Source organism: Mycobacterium sp. NTMscope_MAC_269 (genome assembly GCF_976985695.1).
Map to the genome: position 1 here is coordinate 1,203,498 of NZ_OZ335668.1, position 19,431 is coordinate 1,222,928.

Genomic DNA, 19,431 nt, shown 5'->3' on the forward strand with positions numbered 1-19,431 from the left:
AAGCGGGGAGTCGCCATGACTGATTCTCCTGCGGTGGTGCCGTTTCTCGATGTTCGCGCGGCGACACAGGAGCTCGATGCACCTGTGCGGGAAGCCGTCGAGCGGGTCGTGCGCAGCGGCTGGTACGTACTCGGCGAAGAGACAGCGGCGTTCGAACGAGAATTTGCTGCATTCACTGGCGCCCGCCATGCGGTGGGAGTTGGCAATGGTTTGGACGCTATTACTCTCGCATTGAAAGCGCTCGGAATCGGCCCAGGCGACGAAGTTATCGTGCCCGCACATACTTTCATCGCAACTTGGATCGCGGTGGCGCACAGCGGTGCTCGGCCAGTGGGTGTGGAGCCCGTCGTTGGCCAGTGGAACCTTGATCCCGCTCTGGTAGCTGAGGCAATCACCCCCCGCACCCGTGCACTGGTTCCGGTTCACCTCTTCGGCCAACCCGCCGACCTCGCGGAACTTCTCGACGTGGCAAAGAAACATGGGTTGGCCGTGGTAGAGGATGCGGCGCAGGCGCATGGGGCGCGCTACGGTGGCCGACGCATTGGCGCTCACGGGGACGCCGTGGCATGGAGTTTCTATCCTGGGAAAAACCTTGGGGCTCTTGGTGATGGGGGAGCCGTAACTACCGACGACGAAGGTGTTGCTTCGCGTGTCCGGGCACTCGGCAACTACGGCAGCAGCAAGAAATACGTTCATGACCTGCTCGGGGCGAACTCACGGCTCGACGAGATTCAAGCAGCGGTGCTGCGCATCAAGCTGCAGCATCTCGACAGTTGGAATTCACGTCGACAAGCGATCGCAAAGCGCTACACCGCCGAACTCGCGGACGTGTCCGGACTCCGTCTGCCCGCGGTCGCACCCGGTCGGGAACATGTGTGGCATCTGTACGTCGTTGACCATGCCTCACGCGACGAATTGCAGAATCATCTCGCTACCAGGGGAATTCAGACGCTGGTGCATTACCCGATCCCACCACATAGGTCTGGCGCGTTTGCCTCACTGGGGCTGGGCGAGGGCGCCTTCCCTATCACAGAACAGGCAGCGCGAACCCACCTGAGCCTGCCCATCGGACCTCATCTGCAGGACGAACACATCTCGCGCGTGGTCGACGCTTGCCGATCGTTTTCATCCCGTCCTGACAATGGCTAGGCAATAGGACCTCAGAATTTGCTCGAATGTCTTGCGGCGCGGTCGTGATGGTCCTCGTAATATGGCACCATCCAAAGACATGCGCGTCTTCTCACGGCGGTGGCCGTTGACGATCCGCCGTCGTTAGTAGCTGACGTCCATGCGTTTGAATAGGTTTGACCCACTGGCGCTGTCAGGCGAGGGAGCGAAACTTTCGCGGCCATACATGAGCCTTCGATTTGTCGCAGAACGCCTGCGACGTGACCGACTGGCTACGTCGATCGGTGTCAATCAGGTAAGCCCAGACCCAGCGTTGCTGCGGCCAGTCAGCTCGGGTCGGTCGTCGGCGACCACAAGCCAAAATGACGGGCAGCTGTAGATGTCCGGTGCGTCAGGCGCGTAGTACTCGATATGCGCCGACGTGCTATCCGAGCACATCAGGGCTTCACCACGTTGCCCTCGAAAGTGTTTGGACGCGGTTGACTTTCGCGCCGATCCGATGAGTCTCACCACGCCGCCCGGCCTACTGCAGGACGGACGAGGTGAAACCGCTGAGCCAGCGGATCTCGCTGCGATCAAGTTCCTGCGCGTGGCCGTGTCCTATTGCCGTCGTTTCTGACGCACGCGTAACATATTGCTTTGATGAGCAAGCGTCGACGCACTGCCGCGACCAGAGCCGCAGTGCCTCATCCATTTCATCCAAGGACAGTTCAGATCGATTCGGCCACAAAAGCGGAGTTTTCGCTAGATAGTGCCATTCCGATCGCTCGGTGCCATGAAGCGCTTTTCGAACTGCCCAACGTCGGGTGTCGCGCGTTGCGTCGCGTCCACTCTCAATCGTGAGGACATTTGCGTGAGCGTCCCAGCCGTACCGACGAGGACCAGAGACCGACCGGTCGCCCTGTTTGTGCTGGGCATGCCCCGGTCGGGAACGTCGGCGCTCACGCGTGTCCTCTCGCTCTGCGGTGGCAGGCTGCCGGCTGACCTCGAGATCGCCGACTCCCACAATCCGCGTGGGTACTGGGAACCGCGCGAGAGCCACCATCTCAACGGCCGTCTGCTGCGCGGCCACTACAGCACTGACGCAGACCCGTCACTTCGGTTGCAGGAGGACGGTGCAATCGGGGTCGAAGAGAAGACCGCCTTCATCGACCAGATCAAGGACTTCCTCACCACGCTGCCGTATGCGCCACTCGTAGTAATCAAGGACCTCTATATAACGGCGCTTTCGGAGATGTGGTTTGCTGCGGCGCGACAGGCCGGCTTTGATATCGCAGTCGTGGTTGCCTTGCGACGCCCGCAAGAGGTCATCGCTTCGGTAGCGGCGAGTCGTAGGCTATCGCCGGAGCTTCCGCATGCACTTCCGAGTGCCATGTGGCTCAAGTACAACCTGCTGGCAGAGAGAAATACGCGTGGCATGCGGCGCGTATTTGTCGAATACGCCAATCTTCTCGAGGATTGGCGCCGCGAAGTCAAGCGGATTTCCGCAGCGCTTGGAATCGACCTGGCTCACCGGGATGAGAGTGCGATCGACGATTTCCTAACGAGGGATCTCCATCGCAATCGTGACTATGGCCCAGTGATAGAGCCTTTTGGTACGGACTGGGTTTCCACTGTCTATGAAATGGCACATTCGGCCGCGCGGGACGAGCCATGGGAAGAGTCTGCGCTGAATCGTGTTTACGAGGCGTATCGGGCGAGCGAGCATGCTTTCCGAACGGCTTTCAACGATTTCAGCGAGGATTTCCGCGACCAAATGCCCCCACCTAACGCCGTGCTCCTTCGCCTCTTGCCGCGACGTAATGTGATCATCGAGCTACGTCGTCGAGGCGGTGTTCGCTGTCTGAGTATCGAGGTACGTCGTCGCCGCAATGTGCAGTGATAGTGGGGGCCCCGGATGGGTCAATCCGCTCGCGCGTTGGAAGATGGAGCATCCGTTAATTGCGTAGCATCCGCATGCCTCGGTGACCGGTTCGGTGTGGCTGGTGACGTGCGGGCCGGGCTTGACCCAGGCTGTTCATTGCAGTCCTATGTTTCCGCCAACCTCGAATTGTCAACTATCTCGCGCAGCAACGGAACCGATGCAGTACGGCCGTGTCAGGGTGGCCTACATGCCAGCGAGACGGGGAGAGCGCCGCTTCGATAACCTGCGGACCTTCGCTTGCCGTCGCGAACGCCTACTCCGCCTCGATCTCAAAATTTTCTATAATCTGCAGCTCTCCGCTTACCGCGTGGCCTAGCAATACGGACACGACCTTCGCTGCGATTTGCTCCGGCACGACGGCGCCTTGTTTTCCCAACGGAGTGTTCGTTTGATCGGTCAAGAGTTTGGGGGGCCGCACCAGCACGCTTCGGGACGTTGCCGCTTGCGAGATGATGGTTCGCACAAGTCCCTCTATGGCCGACTTAGCTGCGACGTAATGCGGAAAGTCCGCGGGAGCGGTTTTGGCGTAGCTCGATGAGATCACTACCAACCGACCGTCACGAACGTTAAGCGGTCCCGAAAATGCCGCCAGTGGCACGGTCACGAGTCGGAGGCTCTGGTCCACAAACTTGTGGAATCGTTCGAGCGTATCTGCCGTGAAATCCATGGGACGAATGGCCGGACTTGCATTGCAGATTAGAAAGTCGAGGCCACCAAACTCTTGCGCAATGCTTTCGCTTTGCTGTCTGCACCAGTCATAGTCGGCGGCGTCGCCGGCAAGTAGACGTACATCGCCGTTCGTTTCTATCAGGCTGTCGCGGAGAGTTTCTGCTTCGCGTTGGGAACGCGAGTAGTTGAGCAGCACAGTGCAACCCTGCGAAGCCAGTGCGCCAACGACCGCGGCGCCGAGACCTCTACTGCCCCCGATCACCAGCGCTATCTTCCCCTGTAATGCGTGCGAGGGAGTCAGCAACTTCTCCAGGGTTTCCAATGAGTAGGCACGCGAACCACTCCGTAGAAATGCGGCGATGCGGGCATCTGCCACTACTGTCTCGCTCAAGCGCAACTGTGCTGCCAACCGCAGCATGTTGAACCGACGGTCCTTGCGCACGAGTTTGACGACGTACGAGTAAGGATCCGCTGGCGTCGGCTGAGCGGCGTCCAGGCTCATTTCGAGGCGGGAGTACGCAGCCTGTTTGCCAGGAATCTCCATGCCAACTACATAGCTAGTCCAAGCGAGCGCGCCTACTTGCGCTGGTTTAATGCCCTTGTCGTCCAGATGCCACCGCGAGATCAATTGATTAAGCTGCTGCCGTGAAGGCATATAGTCTCCGACGACGGTCTTTGTCTCCGTGAGAGTTGCTTCTTCCCATTCCGCAGGCGTGCTGCGGCTAGCTATTGCAGGGGTTAGCGGCAAAGTGTCGGTGGTGGGATCCGCACAGTCGCGATAAGTAAACTCGCATTCGATCATGCGGCGCCGACCGTCAAGCACTTCGACGTTGTCTTGAGTGTCGGTCGATTCGACGGAAACGTGGTAATTTATCCCGACGAACACTGGGTTCGAAAACAACAAAGTCACTTTGCTGAGAGCCTGCAGAGATCGCGGCGGCGTATGCTCCATGCTCGCAAGAGCGGCCAAGATACCAAAGACCACCGGCTCGCCAAAAGGTGTGCGGCGAGCATAGTCCGAGTCCATGTGGAGTGGATTGATGTCATGGCTCGCGGCGCTGAAAAGCGCCATATCAGGTGGAGTGATGCAGAATTTCCCCATAGGCTTACTAAGCCCCCTTTGGTGAGTGGCACGCCCCAATATTTCTCACTTGTGTCGTTGCTCCAAGTCTCGGCTGACACTGTGGGATTCGATGGTGACTCCCCAATCAGAACATAGCGTTGCGTTCATCACTAAGGTTCGAGACGACCGCCGCTTGTTAAGCCTCGGCCTGGATGAGCTCAATTACCGAGCGATTGCGGAGCACCAAGAACAACACAGGGCGCCCGCTAAACGCTGGGGACGGCATCGGGGGACGAAGAACGTATGCGCGCAGCTCTTTTCGTGCCGAATCGAGAGATGCGTCGAGGTCGGCGACCTCATATGCCAGGTGGTACATGCGGCTGCCTGCCTCAAGCCACGGTTCGAGCGTAGTGCTTCCTGCATACGGTTCGAGCAACTCGAGGCGGGGGCCAGGGCCAATTAGAAACACGCCACGAACTCCTTGACCCGGATCGACGAACTCGTCTCGCTCGCGACGGTAGCCGAGCTGAGTGTAAACGGTCTCGTCACGCGCGATCGATTCCGTCGCGACTCCGATGTGATGGAAGCGGCCGATCGGGTTCACAAGCGTCCACCGCGGCGTGCGACGCGTTCGGCTACCGGAGCTAGCGCATCGCGAAATGCGGGCCAGCTCGGAAGGTCGAGGGAATGCTGGACGAAAACCCGCCCTGCCGGATCGATGTACTCGGACCGGTGCGTGTAAGCGCAGGAGTCCTGAAAGCTAACACCCATCGTGTTTTCCGCGAGCGTGCGGCAATAGATCTGCCGGAGTCCAAGGTTGTCGAACCCAAAGCGCAGAATCAACAGCAACGAGGCGACGGCTGCAAGAGATCCGCGACGGATAATCCAGCGTCCCCATTCACCGCTCTCGTTTTGGATTCCGTAGAGACCGACAACTCCTTCCCAACGGTTGCGAAGCGTTTCAATCGCAAAGTAATGATCACCATCACGCTCTCGCTGTACCTCGATCCAGTTTTCCTGATCCTCAACCCCTCCAGTTGTCGGGTTCAGGAATCTGCCGAGTTCCGGATCGGTGCGGAGTTGGAAGATGTCGGATGCGTCGTGCCGCTCGACGGGCCGGAGGCGATAACCGAATCCCGCCGGACCGGCCTTAATGGCCACGGACTCGGTCGACCGCCGCGGCGATCGACTCGACATCGAACAACGCGGCGATCTCGTCCTCCTCGAACTGGACGTCGCATTCTTCTTCGACTTGAAAAACGATCTCTATGTGCTTCAGTGAGTTCCAGTCCTCCTGGTCACCCCGGCGAGCCTTGGCGGCATCGTCGGGGGAGATACGAAGGACGCGAGCGATAACCGCGGCAACGGCGCCGCGAACCTCTTCTGATGACGGCATGCTGAAGAGCCTAACTGGGGCCTGCGTTCGACCCGAGCACCGAAACCGCCACCGCGTCAGGCATCGCAATCTCGTCGAACCGCGTCCTATCGACAACGACATCGCCTGCAGGAACGCCCTCATCTCCGAGAGCAGCGATGTCTGCAAGCCAACGACGTGCCGGGAGGTTCCGTTCCGTCTCTCGCACAACGAAGCACACTTCCCGCACTTCGTTCCAGCAGGGGAGTGCACGTAACGCCTGGCTCACCAGAATGGATTCGAGTCCCCTTCCCATGGCGCGGCAGCTCATCGCGAGCTCGTCGACGCAAAGACGTTCCTGTTCCCGCCTGACCAGAAGCAGAGCGATAATGCCGCTGTCTGACAGTCGGTCCGAGAGCGCCACCGACAGCACGTACGTGCGGTCGTCTCGCATCATCCGTTGCAGGTCTATCTCATTAAGCCGAGCGACCGTGAGGTTGAACTGGTTTGTCTTGGCGCTTAGCTCGGCCAGTCGGGTCAACGCCTCGGCGCGATCGATGCCGATCTCGGCTCGGACCCCTAGCTCTTCCAGATACCGATCGAAGTCCATGTTCTCTTGAAGCAGTTGCTCCCGAATGGTATTCGCCAGGAGGTCACCGGCGCGGATCGCTCCGGCAGTGTCTTCCGACCATCGCCAAAGCCCCGGATGCCAGCGCAGTGCATCAACGGTACGGTCTGCGTCGGGTCGCGCAAGGATCAGCGATACGCCCGCGCACTGAAGGCCAACTGTCAACAGCTCGCCCGGATTGTCGTCTACGAAAACCACGGCGTCTTCACTTATTCGGGCTGCGGCTGCGGCACCCCGCACCGCGTCGGCCTTTGAACCCCAGGAGACCTCGACGGTAAAGAAGTCGTCGAGAGCCAGTGCGTAGTCGTCTTTTCGCTTCGCGAAGAGGCGGTCCACGTCCTCTAGCTCGTTTCGCGATATAAGGGCGAGCAGCACGCCTCCTGCCGCGAGCTCCTTGAGATAGGCGTGCAACCTGACATGCGGGTCGGAAACGGTTACGCCTTCGATACCGTCCTCACCGAGAACGCCTTGGTGCAACGTCTCATCCAAGTCCACTGCAACCATTTTGACGGGTGGAAGCAATGCCGCCGGCAACCAACGTGCGCTAAGCGCACGTGCAAGTTGGACCTGCGCGTCTCGGGAAAGACGGCTGCCCGCGAGCGCGGCGGTACGCTCGTCGATGAGCACAACGCTGGCTTCGTCGCAGATCTCCCAGGGATCGGCGCAATGCACTCCCGGCAAGGCCTGTAGCCGGTCGACCACGGCGTCAATACGCTCTCGACGGGCTGAGATGGGGACTACGAGCACAGGCCCAACAGCAGATGCAGCACACTTGGCGACTCGCGTTACGAACCACTCCAGCGCCTCGTCATCGCCCAATGCCAGCCGGTCAAGGTCATACCAAATGAGGTCGAGATCCGCGTCGGCGGAAGGAGCGAGAGCTAACGTGTCGTCGTACCCTCCAAGCACTAGCTCAAGGTCAAGGCCAGCGGTGAGTAGGAAAGGGCCGAGCAAAGGCTGGAGCGGCTCTATGGCGTGGTTGCGCCACACTGCTACAGTGCCGGCCATCTTCGTGGGTTCGTCGACAGTGAGCGCTGCGACATCCGCCCGACGCGGTCGGGGAGCGGTGAGGATCTCCTGACGATGGAGTCGCTCGAGGAGGTACTGACGCTGGGTGACGCTCATGAGCGCGAGCCTACGCAGGTCTGTTCATCTCGGTGCAACGTAGCTTCCCAACGCGATGCGACGCTTAACAGGACGTCGTCGTTCAATTACTTCTTCCGCACCTAGCAGGCTTGCACGACGCGATTGTCGGCCGGAAACTGCGTCGTCGGGAGTCGACCGCATCAGTCACGCTTGTCAACTTTTGGCGAAGCTTCAATTCGTTTCAACTCGGCCCGGAATCTGCGCGCGCGGGCAAACTCGCGATACGGCGCCAACGCCAGGACCTTAAGCCGGAACCTGCGATCTGGTCCATACATCAAGACTTCTAGCGCCCGAAGCAACCATACCGGCAGCCACCATAGTGCTGAAGTAATTCGGATGCTGCGGGGTGCCACAGGGTCTACGACTAGCCACGTGATTATTCGCAAGCGATCGAGCCACCACGGACGCGTCTTCAAAGACTGCAGCGTAAATGCCGTATGGTGACGAACCGAAAGTTCCTGTGGGATAAAGCAAGCTGTCGACCTGAGCATCAAGCGCAGCCATAGATCCAAGTCGGAGAGATTAACGATGTCATCGCGAAACCCTCCGGCGCCGACTGCCAGCTGGCGGCGCAACATCACGTTAGTAGGCTCGCCTATCCAATTGGTGCCCAGCCCTTGCAGCGTCATCTGCCTTACCAACGTGGTTCCTTCATTGTGTGGTTCGAGCCTCCGAAAACGGTTATGAAGCGTTCCGGATCGTTCCAACCACAACTCGTCGTCAGTCACTACGCGCCGAGGGGCAAAAGCCAGTCCGACAGCCGGATCGTTGAAGCATCTAGCAAGAACTCTTAGGGCCCCGGGAAGTAAATAGTCATCACCGTGTACAAATTGAATGCAATTGCCGCGAGCAAGTTGCATACATTTGTTATGGTTTTGCGCTGCGCCGAGACGAACATCGTTGCGAACTAGTCGATCTCCCTCTCGCAACAATCCCGCTGCGATGACGACGCAGTCGTCCGACGAATCATCGTCGACTATGAGGATCTCGTAGTCACCATCTTGCTGCAGGATGCTGTGTATACAACGCTCAATAGTGGTGCTGTTGTTGTACATCGGTATGCACACGGAGATGAGAGGTCGTAATGATAGCGATTCAGCGCTAAACTCTTCAGCTAGCATCTTCTAGGCACCACTCGGCCTCGGCGGAACATGTGGTAATCGATCGCGAAACGCCCCCGCCCGTGCGAATTCCCTGACAGGAGCTGCAAATAACGCCTTCAGCCGCGAAGATCGCCGAGGTCCAAATACCGCCACTTTGAAGAGCAGTCCCAGCCATACGAGGAACCACCAGGGTATTGCAGCGGCCCGAATAATGCTGGTGGATGCGGGATCCACGATCATCCACGTCAGAATGCGTAGCTGGTCAAGCCAGTGTCGATGGGCCTTGGTGATGTTCGCCGACTCGGTGCTGGCAGTGTGATGCCGCACCGAGAGCTCCTGTGGCACAAAGCAAACCGCTGATCGCAGCATGAGGCGCAACCAGAAATCCAAGTCGACGGTCTGATAGACGTCATCCCGCAATCCTCCCGCGTCCAGTGCCAGTCGGCGCCGGAACATCACGCAGCTCGGTTCGCCGATCAAGTTGGCGCTCGCGCCCCACAGGGCCACGATCTGCAGGACCAACGACGCCCCGCGGTTGTGTTCGCGAAGCTTCACAAAGTAGACATGTAGCTTGGCCGGTGCTCGCCTTCGCTCGCTCCACGGGAGGTCGTCGGTCTGCACCCGTCGCGGCGCAAAAGACAATCCGACGCCAGGATCGGCGAATCGCCCGGCGAGGGTCTGCAGGGCTCCTGGGAGCAACCAGTCGTCGCCGTGCAGGAATTGGATGTAGTCGCCGCGCGCCAGCTCCAAACACCGGTTGTGGTTTCCGTTCAGGCCCAGGCGAGAGTCATTGCGTATCAAGCGGTCTCCGGTACGGAGCAATTTCGTGGCTTTTTCGGCGCCGTCGTCGGTCGATTGGTCATCGACAATGACGATCTCGAACTCGACATCATCCTGATCGAGGATGCTGCGTAGGCAGCGTTCGATGGTCGCGCTGTTGTTGTACATCGGCACGCACACCGAGATCAGCGGAGTGGCCGGGCCGGTCACGCGCTGGACTCCGCGGACAGCCGGTATCCGCGCACCGCAATTGGAAGGAACACGACGAGCAGCACGACCGCCCAAATCAAAGTTGTCACGAAGGGCACAGCAATTGGACCGCCATGGGAGAGGGACCGCATGGTCTCGATGGGCGGAGATAGCGGCTGTAAACGGATCAATGCCTGAGCCCAATCCGGGAACAGCTTGATGGGGGTGGCGCCGGGATTGACGAATGCTAATGCGAACGTGACACCCAAAAGCCAAGTCATCGCGGTGCGACCGTTGTTGCGGATAGCCATCGCCATCACGAGAGCGGTGAACCCGGTCACCACAATCGACGGGATCAGAAGGAAAAGTAGGGCCGCAGGCCAGCCCTGGGTGAAACGCAACCCCATTGCCACCCCGAGCACGGTGATCAAGACGGTGCCGATGAATGCGCGGACGACCTCGGCGATCACCCACCCAGTGATCGCGCTCGCCCGGTGTATGGGCAGGATCCACATCCGGCTCAGCAAACGTGACTCGCGGTCCATGGTGATGCCGACCGAATTGCCGAGGGATCCAAAGAGCGCGGATATCACCGCACACATCGGCACCACACCGTAAACGCTGTCGACACCGGTGATCTTGTGCACCTGTTCTCCGAGCACAATTTTATAGATGAAGAGGAGGAAGACAGGTAGCAGCAGCGACCCCATGAGCACCGCTTGGTCACGCCGCCACCGGAGTAGGAGTCGCCCTGCCTGCACCCAACTTTGGATCAGCAGGGAACCGTGCGGCGCGAGGCGATGCATCACTAGCCGCGCCTCTGCATGCGCAACGTGATCGCGCCGAAGACCAGTACCATGCCCAGACACCAGGCCAGGGTGGCCGCCAGGTTGCTGAGCAATACATGCCCGGTGGAGAGTCCGCGGAGGGTTTCGGCGAATTGTGAAATCGGTTGGTTGCGAACGTATGGACGCAGCCACTCGGGAAAGGTCTTTTCGGGCGCGATTCCGGTGGACAGCATGAACAGCAGCAGTTGGGGGACAAACAAGAAGTGGCTGGCCCCCTGGACACTCTTCGCGCTCGATCCCAGTGCGTCAGCGCCCAGAGTTATGGCCAGGCACAGCAGCATGGAGATGAGCAGGAAAGCCGCCGCGTAACCCAATCCGCCGGTTATCCGAAAACCGAAGGCGTAGCCGGCGATCAACGCGACCAGCAGGGAGAGGACGCCGCGCATCAAGGTGGCCACCGTGCGGGCTGTTACGGTCGCCACCGCAGGGACGGGCAGGGTCTGCATCCGCTCACCGAATCCAAACAGGTGGTCGCGCGCCGCGCGGTCGGCGGTGAGCAGCCCGACGAAAATCATCGATTGAGCGACCACCGCGGGCAGGAAATACTGTGTGTAACTGACGGGCCCCGTGTCGATCAGGCCGTGCAGCGCCACACTGAACCCCGCTAAATACGCTGCGGGGGAGATGATTTCGAAGATCATCTCGCCGTCGCGTGCCGCCGACATCAGCGAGCGTTCGGTGAGGGCGGCAAGGGCGCTCATGGCCGGGCGACGGTCCGCTCGGTCAGGTGCAGGAACGCTTCGTCGAGCGAGGGCTTGCGTAGCGAGATGTCGGCGAGTTCGAGCCCGAGCGCGTCGACCCGGCGAAATACCTCGACCAGCGTCGCCACGCCGTTCGGAGCGAACACCGACACCGAACTCGTGTCGGCGTCGATATCGACCCCGTCAAGTCCGGTCAGCGCGCCTGCGACCTGCGGCAGGTCGGCGGGATTGGCCGGGGTGACCTGGCAGTAGCTGGAACCCACTGCGCGCTTGAGCTCCTCGGCGGTGCCGCTGGCGATCACCTGCCCGTGGTCGATGACGACGATCGAGTCGCTCAGCACGTCGGCCTCTTCCAGGTACTGCGTGGTCAACAGTACGGTGATGCCCTCCACGGTCAGCGAACTCACCAAGGCCCACACGTCGCGCCGGCTGCGGGGGTCCAGCCCCGTGGTCGGCTCGTCGAGGAACAACACCTTGGGCAGCACCACCAGGGCGCTGGCCAGGTCGACGCGGCGAAACATGCCTCCGGAGTACGTCGATAGTCGCCGGTCGGCGGCGGCGGCGAGGTCGAACTGCTCGAGGAGTTCGTCGGCGCGAGCCTTCGCCTGCCGCCGGTTCAACCCGCGCAACCTGCCGAACAGCACCAGGTTCTCCCGGCCCGTCAACATGGGGTCCATGCCGGTGAACTGCCCGGCCATTCCGATGCTGGCCCGTACCTCGGCGGGTTGGCGGGCGATGTCATGCCCGGCCACGCTGGCGCGCCCCGAGCTGGGGCGAATCAACGTGGACAAAATGTTGATCGTGGTGGTCTTACCGGCGCCATTGTGGCCGAGCAGCCCACACACCGTCCCGGCCGGAACCGAGAAGTCCACGCCATTGAGCGCGAGCGTGTTGCGCCCGAATGTCTTTGTGAGGCCGACAACCTCGATCGCCAGTGAACTCACGGTACGAGTATTTCACGGCGCGTACCGGCGTGGTGACGGTATAGGTGGATGGCGATATGGCGGATGGAGCAGGCGTTCACTCGGTCGTGATTCAAATCCATTCGCAGCGGGGGAGTTCCGAAACTGCGGGGCAAAATCATTGGCATCCAACCTTTCTCACCACATTCTTCGCGAAGGGCGTTGAGTGCCGGGTCGCCCGGACAATGAGAAACGCGAAAACCACCTAGACGGTTGACCTGGGGATCGGGATCTCGGCGGTCGGGGCGTCCGCGTCGTCGTCCTCGCGCAGCAGGGTGCGCACCGCCGGGCGTGTGCCCACCGAGCGAAGCAGCAGGCTGGCCGGCCGCGGGCGAACCAGCAGCGGCCACCAGAACCAACGCCCGAGCAGCGCCGCAATGGTGGGCGTCATGAAGGATCGCACGATCAACGTGTCGAACATCAGCCCCAGCCCGATTGTGGTTCCGACCTGACCGATGATGCGCAAATCACTGACCACCATCGATGCCATGGTGAATGCGAACACCAGGCCCGCGTTCGTCACGACTTTCCCGGTGCCGCCCATCGCGCGAATGATGCCGGTATTGATGCCGGCGGCTATTTCCTCTTTCATGCGGGACACCAGCAGCAGGTTGTAGTCCGACCCGACCGCCAACAGGACGATGACCGACATGGGCAGCACCATCCAGTACAGCTCGATGCCGAAGATGTACTGCCAGATCAGCACCGACAACCCGAACGAGGCGCCCAGTGAAAGGGTCACCGTTCCCACGATGACCAGGGCGGCGATGAAACTTCGCGTGATGATGAGCATGATGATGAAGATCAGACACAGCGCACCGACGCCGGCGATCAAGAGGTCGTAGGTCGAGCCGTCCCGGAAGTCCTTGAAAGTCGACGCGGTACCCGCGATGTTGATCTTGGCGCTTTCCAGCGGCGTGTTCTTGAGCGCTTCTTCGGCCGCCTGCCTGATCTTGTCGATGCGGGACACGCTTTCCGACGTCGCCGGGTCACCGCGGTGCGAAATGATGAAACGGGCGGCCTTTCCGTCCGGCGACAGGAATTGGCTCATCGCTTTCTTGAAGTCCGCATTCTCGAAGATGTCGGGTGGCAGATAGAACGAGTCATCGTTTTTGGAGGCGTCGAACGCCTCTCCCATGGCAACGGCGTCCTTGTTGTTGCTGTCCATCTGGCCGATGATCCCGGACATGGTGCTGTGGTTCGTCAGCATCATGTTCCGCATGTCCTCCGACATCGCGATCATCGGCGGGTACTGCTCGAGCAGCTGCGGCATCAGCTTGTCCATATTGTCGAGATCTTTGAGGAGATCCACCAGTTTGTCGCTGAGCGTGTCGATGCCGTCGAGCGTGTCGAATATGCTTCTGAGCGCAAAGCATACGGGGATGTCGTAGCAGTGTTTTTCCCAATAGAAGTAGCTGCGCAGGGGTCGGTAGAAATCTTCGAAGTCAGATATATGGTCGCGTATGTCATGAACGACTTCGGCCATTTCTTTGGTCTTCATGATCGTATCGTGCGTAATATCGGTCATGCGCTTCTGCAATGAATAGATGCGCTTCATGATTTCGATTTGCTTGGCCATCATGTCCGCCTGGACGAGCATGTCGTCCATGCGCAGTTGCATGTATTTGATGTCCTGACTCATCATCGCCTGTTGCATGCTGAGCAGGAACGGGATCGAGGTGTGCTGGATCGGCGTTCCCTCCGGCCGCGTGATGCCCTGCACACGCGAAATCCCGTGCACCCCGAAGATTGCCTTGGCAAGCCTGTGCAGCACCAAGAAGTCCGCCGAATTCCGCATGTCGTGATCGGCCTCGATCATCACGATTTCGGGCATCATGCGCGATTGATTGAAATGACGGTCGGCGGCCGCGTACCCGACGTTGGCGGGAACGCTGTTGGGCATATACAGCCGGTTGTTGTAGCTCGTTTTATAGCCGGGCAAGGTGGCCAGGCCGACGATGGCGATCGCGATCGTCGCGCACAGGATGGGCGCGGGCCAGCGGACGATTGCCGTGCCGATCCGGCGCCAGCGGCCGAACCCGATCGTGCGTTTCGGGTCGAACAATCCGACACCGCCGCCGACGGTGAGAACGGCGGGAACCAGGGTCAGAGCGATCAGGACCGAAATCAGCATGCCCAAGGAGCAAGGCAGGCCCATGGTTTGGAAGATGGGCATGCGGGTGAAGCTCAGGCACAGCATGGCCCCGGCGATCGTCAGGCCGGAACCCAGGACAACGGGGGAGACGCTGCGGTAGGTGGTGAAGAACGCGGTTTCCCGGTCCTCGCCGGCCTGGCGTGCCTCTTGATAGCGGCCGAAAAAGAAGATCGCGTAGTCGGTCCCGGCGGCCATGGCCAGAGCCACCAGCAGGTTGACGGCAAACGTCGATAGGGCGATGAGATTGTGATCGGCGATAAAGGCGATGACACCGCGTGCGGCAAAGACTTCGATTCCCACCGTGACCAACAAAAGGATGACGGTGATGACCGAGCGGTACACGAGAAGCAACACGATGAAAATGATCAGGGCGCCGATCATCGTCATCTTCAGAATGGATCGGTCACCCGCGAGCTGCATGTCGGAAAAGAGCGCCGCCGGACCGGTGACGTAGGCCTGAATTCCGGGAGGCGGTGGCGTCTTGGCGATAATGTCGCGGATCGCCGCCACTGATTCCTGGCCCAGGGTCGTGCCCTGATTACCCGCCAGATTCAGCTGGACATAGACGGCCTTGCCGTCAGGGCTCTGGGCGCCCGCCGCGGTGAGGCGGTCCCCCCACAAATCCTGCACGTGCTCGATGTGCTTGGTGTCCGCTTTGAGCTCACGAACCAATTTGTCGTAGTAGGCGTGTGCCGGGTCGCCCAGCTGCTGCTGACCCTCGATCACGAGCATCGCGAAGCTGTCCGAATCGGACTCCTTGAAGTCCCTGCCCATGCGCTGCATGGCCTGGACCGCCGGGGCGTCCTGAGGCGCCAGCGGCACCGAGTGCTGTTGACCCACAATCTCGAGCCGCGGGACGCCGAAGGTCACCAGCAGGGTCAGCGCGACCCACCCGATGATGATGAGCGCCGAAAAGCGACGGATGTTCCGGGCGACGCGGGGAGGCCGAGTGGGTTGAGTCGTCATGCGGCCCCCGGCAGTCCGGCGAAGCTATGGCCCTGTGTCACAACGCTTCTCACGGTTGCTGTTCCCATCCTGAAGTGGAAGCCGCCACTTACTGCGACTGCTTCAGCAGCAACGAACGCACCAACGGACGAGGCCCCGCGGACCGCAGCATTGTGCTGGCTGGGCGGGGGCGCACCAGCTGTGGCCACCAGAACCAACGCCCGAGGAGCGCGGCGACGGCCGGCGTCATGAACGCCCGCACGATCAACGTGTCGAACAGCAGGCCCAGGCCGATCGTCGTGCCCACCTGGCCGATGCTGCGCAGATCGCTGACCACCATCGAGGCCATGGTGAATGCGAATACCAGGCCGGCGTTCGTCACGACCTTCCCGGTGCCGCCCATGGCGCGAATGATGCCCGTGTGGATGCCGGCGCTTAATTCCTCCTTCATGCGGGAGACCAATAGCAGGTTGTAGTCGGAGCCGACCGCCAACAGCACGATCACCGAAGTAGAGAGCACCGTCCAGTGCAGTTGCATGCCGAGGAGGTACTGCCAGACCAATACCGACAGCCCGAAGGACGCGCCGAGCGACAGCAACACCGTACCGACGATCACCATGGCGGCAATGAAACTTCGCGTCATGATCAGCATGATGATGAAAATGAGGCAGAGCGCCGAGACGCCGGCAATCAAGAGGTCGAATTTGGATCCGTCCACCAAGTCTTTGGTGATCGCCGCCGTGCCGGTCAGGTAGATCTTCGCGTTTTCGAGGGGAGTCCCCTTGAGCGATTCTTCGGCCGCCGTCTTGATCTGTTCCACCCGCGAAAGGCCCTCGGGCGTCGCTGGGTCCCCCCGTTGTGAGATGAGCAGACGGAAGTCCTTCCCGTCCGGCGACATGAACACCTTTTCGACCCGTTTGAAGGACTCGGAGCCGTTGATGATCCCCGGCGGAAGGTAGAACGAATCGTCGTTTTTAGACGCATCAAAAGCCTGCCCCATGATGCTCGGATCCTTGGAGCTCGAATCCATCTGGCCCATGACGCCGGACATGGTGCTGTGCATCGTCAGCATCATGGTGCGCATACCCGACATGGTTTCGATCATGGGCGGGATCTGCATGACCAGCTGCGGCAGGATCACATCGAGTTGATCGAGGTTCTTCACCATCTCTTGCAGCTTGTCGCTGATCAAGTCCACGCCGTCGAGTGTGTCGAAAATGGATCGCAGCGAGAAACAGATCGGAATGTCGTAGCAGTGCTTTTCCCAATAGAAGTAGCTGCGTAGGGGCCGGAAGAAGTCCTCGAAATTCGAGATGCTGTCGCGCAAGTCCGACGTGATGTCCTGCATTTCGTGTGTCGTCTGGACCATGTGATGCGTGGTGGCGACGAGCTCTTTCATCAAGCCCAGCATGTGCTGCATGATGCCGATCATTTTTCCGAGCTCTTCAGCTTGGACGAGCATGTCGTTCATGCGGTCTTTTTGAAAGGCCATGTTCTGCATCTGGCTGGCCTGACTCATGCTGATGATCCACGGGATCGTGGTGTGCTGCAGAGGAGTGCCTTCGGGGCGCGTGACGGTTTGCACCGTGGCAATTCCCGGCACCCCAAGCACCGCCTTGGCGAGTTTATTGATCACCAACATGTCGGTCGGATTGCGCAAATCATGATCGGTCTCGACCAAGAGAATCTCGGGCATCTGCATCCGCTGACCGGGAAAGTGGCGCGCCGCTGCGGCATATCCGACATTGGCGGGGATGCTCTGCGGAATGAATTTCTGGTCGTCGTAGCTGGGATGGTAATTCGGCAGGGCCAACAGGCCGATCAGTGCCACGGCCAATGACGCGACGAGAATAGGCGCCGGCCACCGGACGATGGCCGTACCGATCCGCCGCCACCGGCGGGCCGAGACCGCGCGCCGCGGCTCGAACAAGCCGAACCGCGCGCCGGCGGCCAGCAGCGCCGGTCCCAGCGTCAGCGCGACCAGCACCGCGACCGAGATGCCGACCGCACAGGGGATACCGAGCGGCTGGAAATAGGGAAGTCGGGTGAAGCTGAGGCAGAGCACCGCGCCGGCGATCGTCAAACCGGACGCGAGCACGACCTTGGCGACGCCGGCAAACGTGGTGTAGAACGCCTCTTCCCGGCTTTCGCCGGCCTGCCGAGCCTCTTGATATCGGCCGACAAAGAAAATGCCGTAGTCGGTTCCCGTTGCGATGACAGCCGCGACCAGAAGGTTGACGGCAAAAGTGGTAAGGCCGACCAGCCCGAGATGGCCGAGCAGCGCGACCATTCCGCGCGCGATCTGCAATTCCAGGCCGACGATGAGTAGCAAAAGAATGACGGTGACAATCGACCGGTAAACAAAGAGCAACGTCAGGAAGATCACGCAAAGGCTGGCAAGCGTAACCAGCATGACGGTCTTCGCGCCGGCGATGTTCATGTCGGCGATGATGGCCGCGGGACCGGTCACATAGACCTTCAGCCCGGGCGGGGGAGAAGCCTCCTGCACGATCTTTCTGATTGCGGCCACGGATTCGTCGCCCGCCGCCGCGCCCGCGTTTCCGTTCAGGTTCACCTGAACGTAGGCGGCCTTGCCGTCCTGGCTTTGCGCGGCGCCTCGGGTCAGTGGATCGCCCCAGAAATCCTGGACGTGCTGCACGTGCGTGTGGTCGGCCTCCAAAAGCCGAACCAAACGCGTGTAATACGTGTGCGCGTCGTCGCCCAGTTGCTGCTGGCCCTCCAGCAGGACCATGGCCAAAGCGCCGGTGTTGGTTTCCTTGAAGTCCTCGCCGAGGCGCTCCATTGCCTTGAACGACGGCGCCCCCAGCGGGCTCAGCGATACCGCATGCTCAGCCGAAACCTTTTCCAGCGACGGGACGGCGACGCTGATGAGGACCGCAATGCCGAGCCAGCCCAAGATAATGGGCACCGATAACCGGTGGATCAGCCGCGCCACCCGTGATCGCGGGGCGGGTTGCTGCGTCTCCAATTGCTCGGTGCTCATGTGGCCGTCAACACGCAGTAGGTGAATGCGTTCAATTGGTGCGAGATCCTCTCGGATTTGACAACGCCGTCTACCACGATGCGGCAACCAAGAGTGTCGCTATTGCCCTGCGCCACTACATTTCCCACGATTGACGGCAACGTCGTCGAGATGTCGAACGACCACGGCAGCACGATGCCATTGATGTGGTTCGGCTCGCCGTTGGCGTCGAAGTAGCTGATGTCGGCCATCGTTCCGGCCGGCCCGAACACTTCGTATTTCACGTGCTTGGGGTTGAACGGTTTGGTGTCCTGTTGCCTGGTGTCGGCGTAGGAGGGGCGGTGCTCGGAACCGAAAACGCCGTGCAACCGCGAAACGGTCATGCCCCCGGCAATGACCACGGCCACGATCACCAACGGGATCCAGACCCGCTTCAGAAAACCGAAAACCGCGGCTCCCTTTTGGGGCGGATTCGTTCGGCGGCCAGTTTGCTGCGTGGATTCAGGCGAAGATCGGCGAGCAAAGCCCAAGAAACCGCGTCGCCGGCCAGACGGTTGGCTAATTTCTCGTCCTTCCGCAATGGTGTTGTCGGGCCGGGCCCGCACATCGGATTCGACCACTGCACCCCCTTCAGCCGTCTTCATGTCCGAGCGGGCTTCGCCACCCGAACATGCAACTACAGACCGGTAGCAACACGCCAGACTGCGGCGCCTCGAATGCGGTGTACGTCGCCGACCAGTCGTGTCTCCGTCACCTCATGCGAGCCCCGCCCCCGGGGAACGCGACCAGGTCTTGATGAGTAAACCACGCGCGTCGCTTCCGTATCAGTGCTTTGGCAACGCGATACGGGATC

Annotated in this window: 15 protein-coding genes; 2 read left to right on the forward strand and 13 right to left on the reverse strand. The window is 60.5% G+C overall.

Annotation, left to right across the window (positions count from 1 at the left end):
• Positions 1-15: 15 nt before the first annotated feature.
• Both ACZ50Z_RS06045 and ACZ50Z_RS06050 read left to right on the forward strand, forming a co-directional pair.
• Positions 16-1,149 (forward strand): DegT/DnrJ/EryC1/StrS family aminotransferase, encoded by a 1,134-nt coding sequence (locus ACZ50Z_RS06045; RefSeq protein ID WP_464482718.1) that lies wholly within the window; start codon positions 16-18, stop codon positions 1,147-1,149.
• A gap of 832 nt (positions 1,150-1,981) precedes the next feature.
• On the forward strand, positions 1,982-3,010 hold the full coding sequence (locus tag ACZ50Z_RS06050) for a sulfotransferase family protein (protein ID WP_464482719.1): 1,029 nt from the start codon (positions 1,982-1,984) through the stop codon (positions 3,008-3,010).
• A gap of 295 nt (positions 3,011-3,305) precedes the next feature.
• Here ACZ50Z_RS06050 and ACZ50Z_RS06055 read toward each other — a convergent pair whose 3' ends face one another.
• From ACZ50Z_RS06055 to ACZ50Z_RS06115, 13 genes are all read right to left on the reverse strand, one after another.
• A complete protein-coding gene (locus ACZ50Z_RS06055) occupies positions 3,306-4,823 on the reverse strand; it encodes an SDR family NAD(P)-dependent oxidoreductase (protein WP_464482720.1) in 1,518 nt (505 codons plus the stop codon).
• A 157-nt stretch (positions 4,824-4,980) separates the two neighbouring features.
• Positions 4,981-5,388 carry a VOC family protein gene (locus tag ACZ50Z_RS06060; RefSeq protein WP_464482721.1) on the reverse strand — a complete coding sequence of 136 codons (408 nt, stop codon included), beginning with the start codon at positions 5,386-5,388 and terminating at the stop codon, positions 4,981-4,983.
• The gene (locus ACZ50Z_RS06065; RefSeq protein WP_464482722.1) at positions 5,385-5,945 is read right to left on the reverse strand and encodes a GNAT family N-acetyltransferase; all 561 of its coding nucleotides are present in this window, start codon (positions 5,943-5,945) and stop codon (positions 5,385-5,387) included. Before ACZ50Z_RS06065 ends, ACZ50Z_RS06060 begins: the two co-directional genes overlap by 4 nt.
• Entirely contained in the window at positions 5,935-6,180 is a 246-nt protein-coding gene (locus ACZ50Z_RS06070) for an acyl carrier protein (RefSeq protein ID WP_464482723.1), read from the reverse strand. Before ACZ50Z_RS06070 ends, ACZ50Z_RS06065 begins: the two co-directional genes overlap by 11 nt.
• Before the next feature lie 10 nt (positions 6,181-6,190).
• Positions 6,191-7,891, reverse strand: coding sequence for an HAD-IIIC family phosphatase (locus ACZ50Z_RS06075; RefSeq protein WP_464482724.1), 1,701 nt, complete (start codon positions 7,889-7,891; stop codon positions 6,191-6,193).
• A gap of 161 nt (positions 7,892-8,052) precedes the next feature.
• Complete coding sequence (locus tag ACZ50Z_RS06080) at positions 8,053-9,033, reverse strand: glycosyltransferase family 2 protein (protein ID WP_464482725.1); 981 nt, start codon at positions 9,031-9,033, stop codon at positions 8,053-8,055.
• 3 nt (positions 9,034-9,036) lie between these two features.
• On the reverse strand, positions 9,037-10,005 hold the full coding sequence (locus tag ACZ50Z_RS06085; RefSeq protein WP_464482726.1) for a glycosyltransferase: 969 nt from the start codon (positions 10,003-10,005) through the stop codon (positions 9,037-9,039).
• Entirely contained in the window at positions 10,002-10,790 is a 789-nt protein-coding gene (locus ACZ50Z_RS06090; protein WP_464482727.1) for an ABC transporter permease, read from the reverse strand. The genes ACZ50Z_RS06085 and ACZ50Z_RS06090 overlap by 4 nt, the downstream gene beginning before the upstream one ends.
• A gap of 2 nt (positions 10,791-10,792) precedes the next feature.
• Positions 10,793-11,533 (reverse strand): ABC transporter permease, encoded by a 741-nt coding sequence (locus ACZ50Z_RS06095; RefSeq protein ID WP_464482728.1) that lies wholly within the window; start codon positions 11,531-11,533, stop codon positions 10,793-10,795.
• Entirely contained in the window at positions 11,530-12,477 is a 948-nt protein-coding gene (locus ACZ50Z_RS06100; RefSeq protein ID WP_464482729.1) for an ATP-binding cassette domain-containing protein, read from the reverse strand. The genes ACZ50Z_RS06095 and ACZ50Z_RS06100 overlap by 4 nt, the downstream gene beginning before the upstream one ends.
• A gap of 223 nt (positions 12,478-12,700) precedes the next feature.
• Positions 12,701-15,616 (reverse strand): MMPL/RND family transporter, encoded by a 2,916-nt coding sequence (locus ACZ50Z_RS06105; protein ID WP_464482730.1) that lies wholly within the window; start codon positions 15,614-15,616, stop codon positions 12,701-12,703.
• 88 nt (positions 15,617-15,704) lie between these two features.
• Positions 15,705-18,599, reverse strand: coding sequence for an MMPL/RND family transporter (locus tag ACZ50Z_RS06110; RefSeq protein WP_464482731.1), 2,895 nt, complete (start codon positions 18,597-18,599; stop codon positions 15,705-15,707).
• Complete coding sequence (locus tag ACZ50Z_RS06115; protein WP_464486113.1) at positions 18,596-19,015, reverse strand: MmpS family transport accessory protein; 420 nt, start codon at positions 19,013-19,015, stop codon at positions 18,596-18,598. Before ACZ50Z_RS06115 ends, ACZ50Z_RS06110 begins: the two co-directional genes overlap by 4 nt.
• Between the last annotated feature and the right edge of the window lie 416 nt (positions 19,016-19,431).

What these genes read in the sequence shown, in the direction of transcription:
- ACZ50Z_RS06105 (WP_464482730.1), bottom strand. Translation starts at nt 15,616, where the DNA reads ATGACGACTCAACCCACTCGGCCTCCCCGCGTCGCCCGGAACATCCGT.
- ACZ50Z_RS06090 (WP_464482727.1), bottom strand. Translation starts at nt 10,790, where the DNA reads ATGCATCGCCTCGCGCCGCACGGTTCCCTGCTGATCCAAAGTTGGGTG.
- ACZ50Z_RS06095 (WP_464482728.1), bottom strand. Translation starts at nt 11,533, where the DNA reads ATGAGCGCCCTTGCCGCCCTCACCGAACGCTCGCTGATGTCGGCGGCA.
- ACZ50Z_RS06080 (WP_464482725.1), bottom strand. Translation starts at nt 9,033, where the DNA reads ATGCTAGCTGAAGAGTTTAGCGCTGAATCGCTATCATTACGACCTCTC.
- ACZ50Z_RS06075 (WP_464482724.1), bottom strand. Translation starts at nt 7,891, where the DNA reads ATGAGCGTCACCCAGCGTCAGTACCTCCTCGAGCGACTCCATCGTCAG.
- ACZ50Z_RS06045 (WP_464482718.1), top strand. Translation starts at nt 16, where the DNA reads ATGACTGATTCTCCTGCGGTGGTGCCGTTTCTCGATGTTCGCGCGGCG.
- ACZ50Z_RS06110 (WP_464482731.1), bottom strand. Translation starts at nt 18,599, where the DNA reads ATGAGCACCGAGCAATTGGAGACGCAGCAACCCGCCCCGCGATCACGG.
- ACZ50Z_RS06070 (WP_464482723.1), bottom strand. Translation starts at nt 6,180, where the DNA reads ATGCCGTCATCAGAAGAGGTTCGCGGCGCCGTTGCCGCGGTTATCGCT.
- ACZ50Z_RS06055 (WP_464482720.1), bottom strand. Translation starts at nt 4,823, where the DNA reads ATGGGGAAATTCTGCATCACTCCACCTGATATGGCGCTTTTCAGCGCC.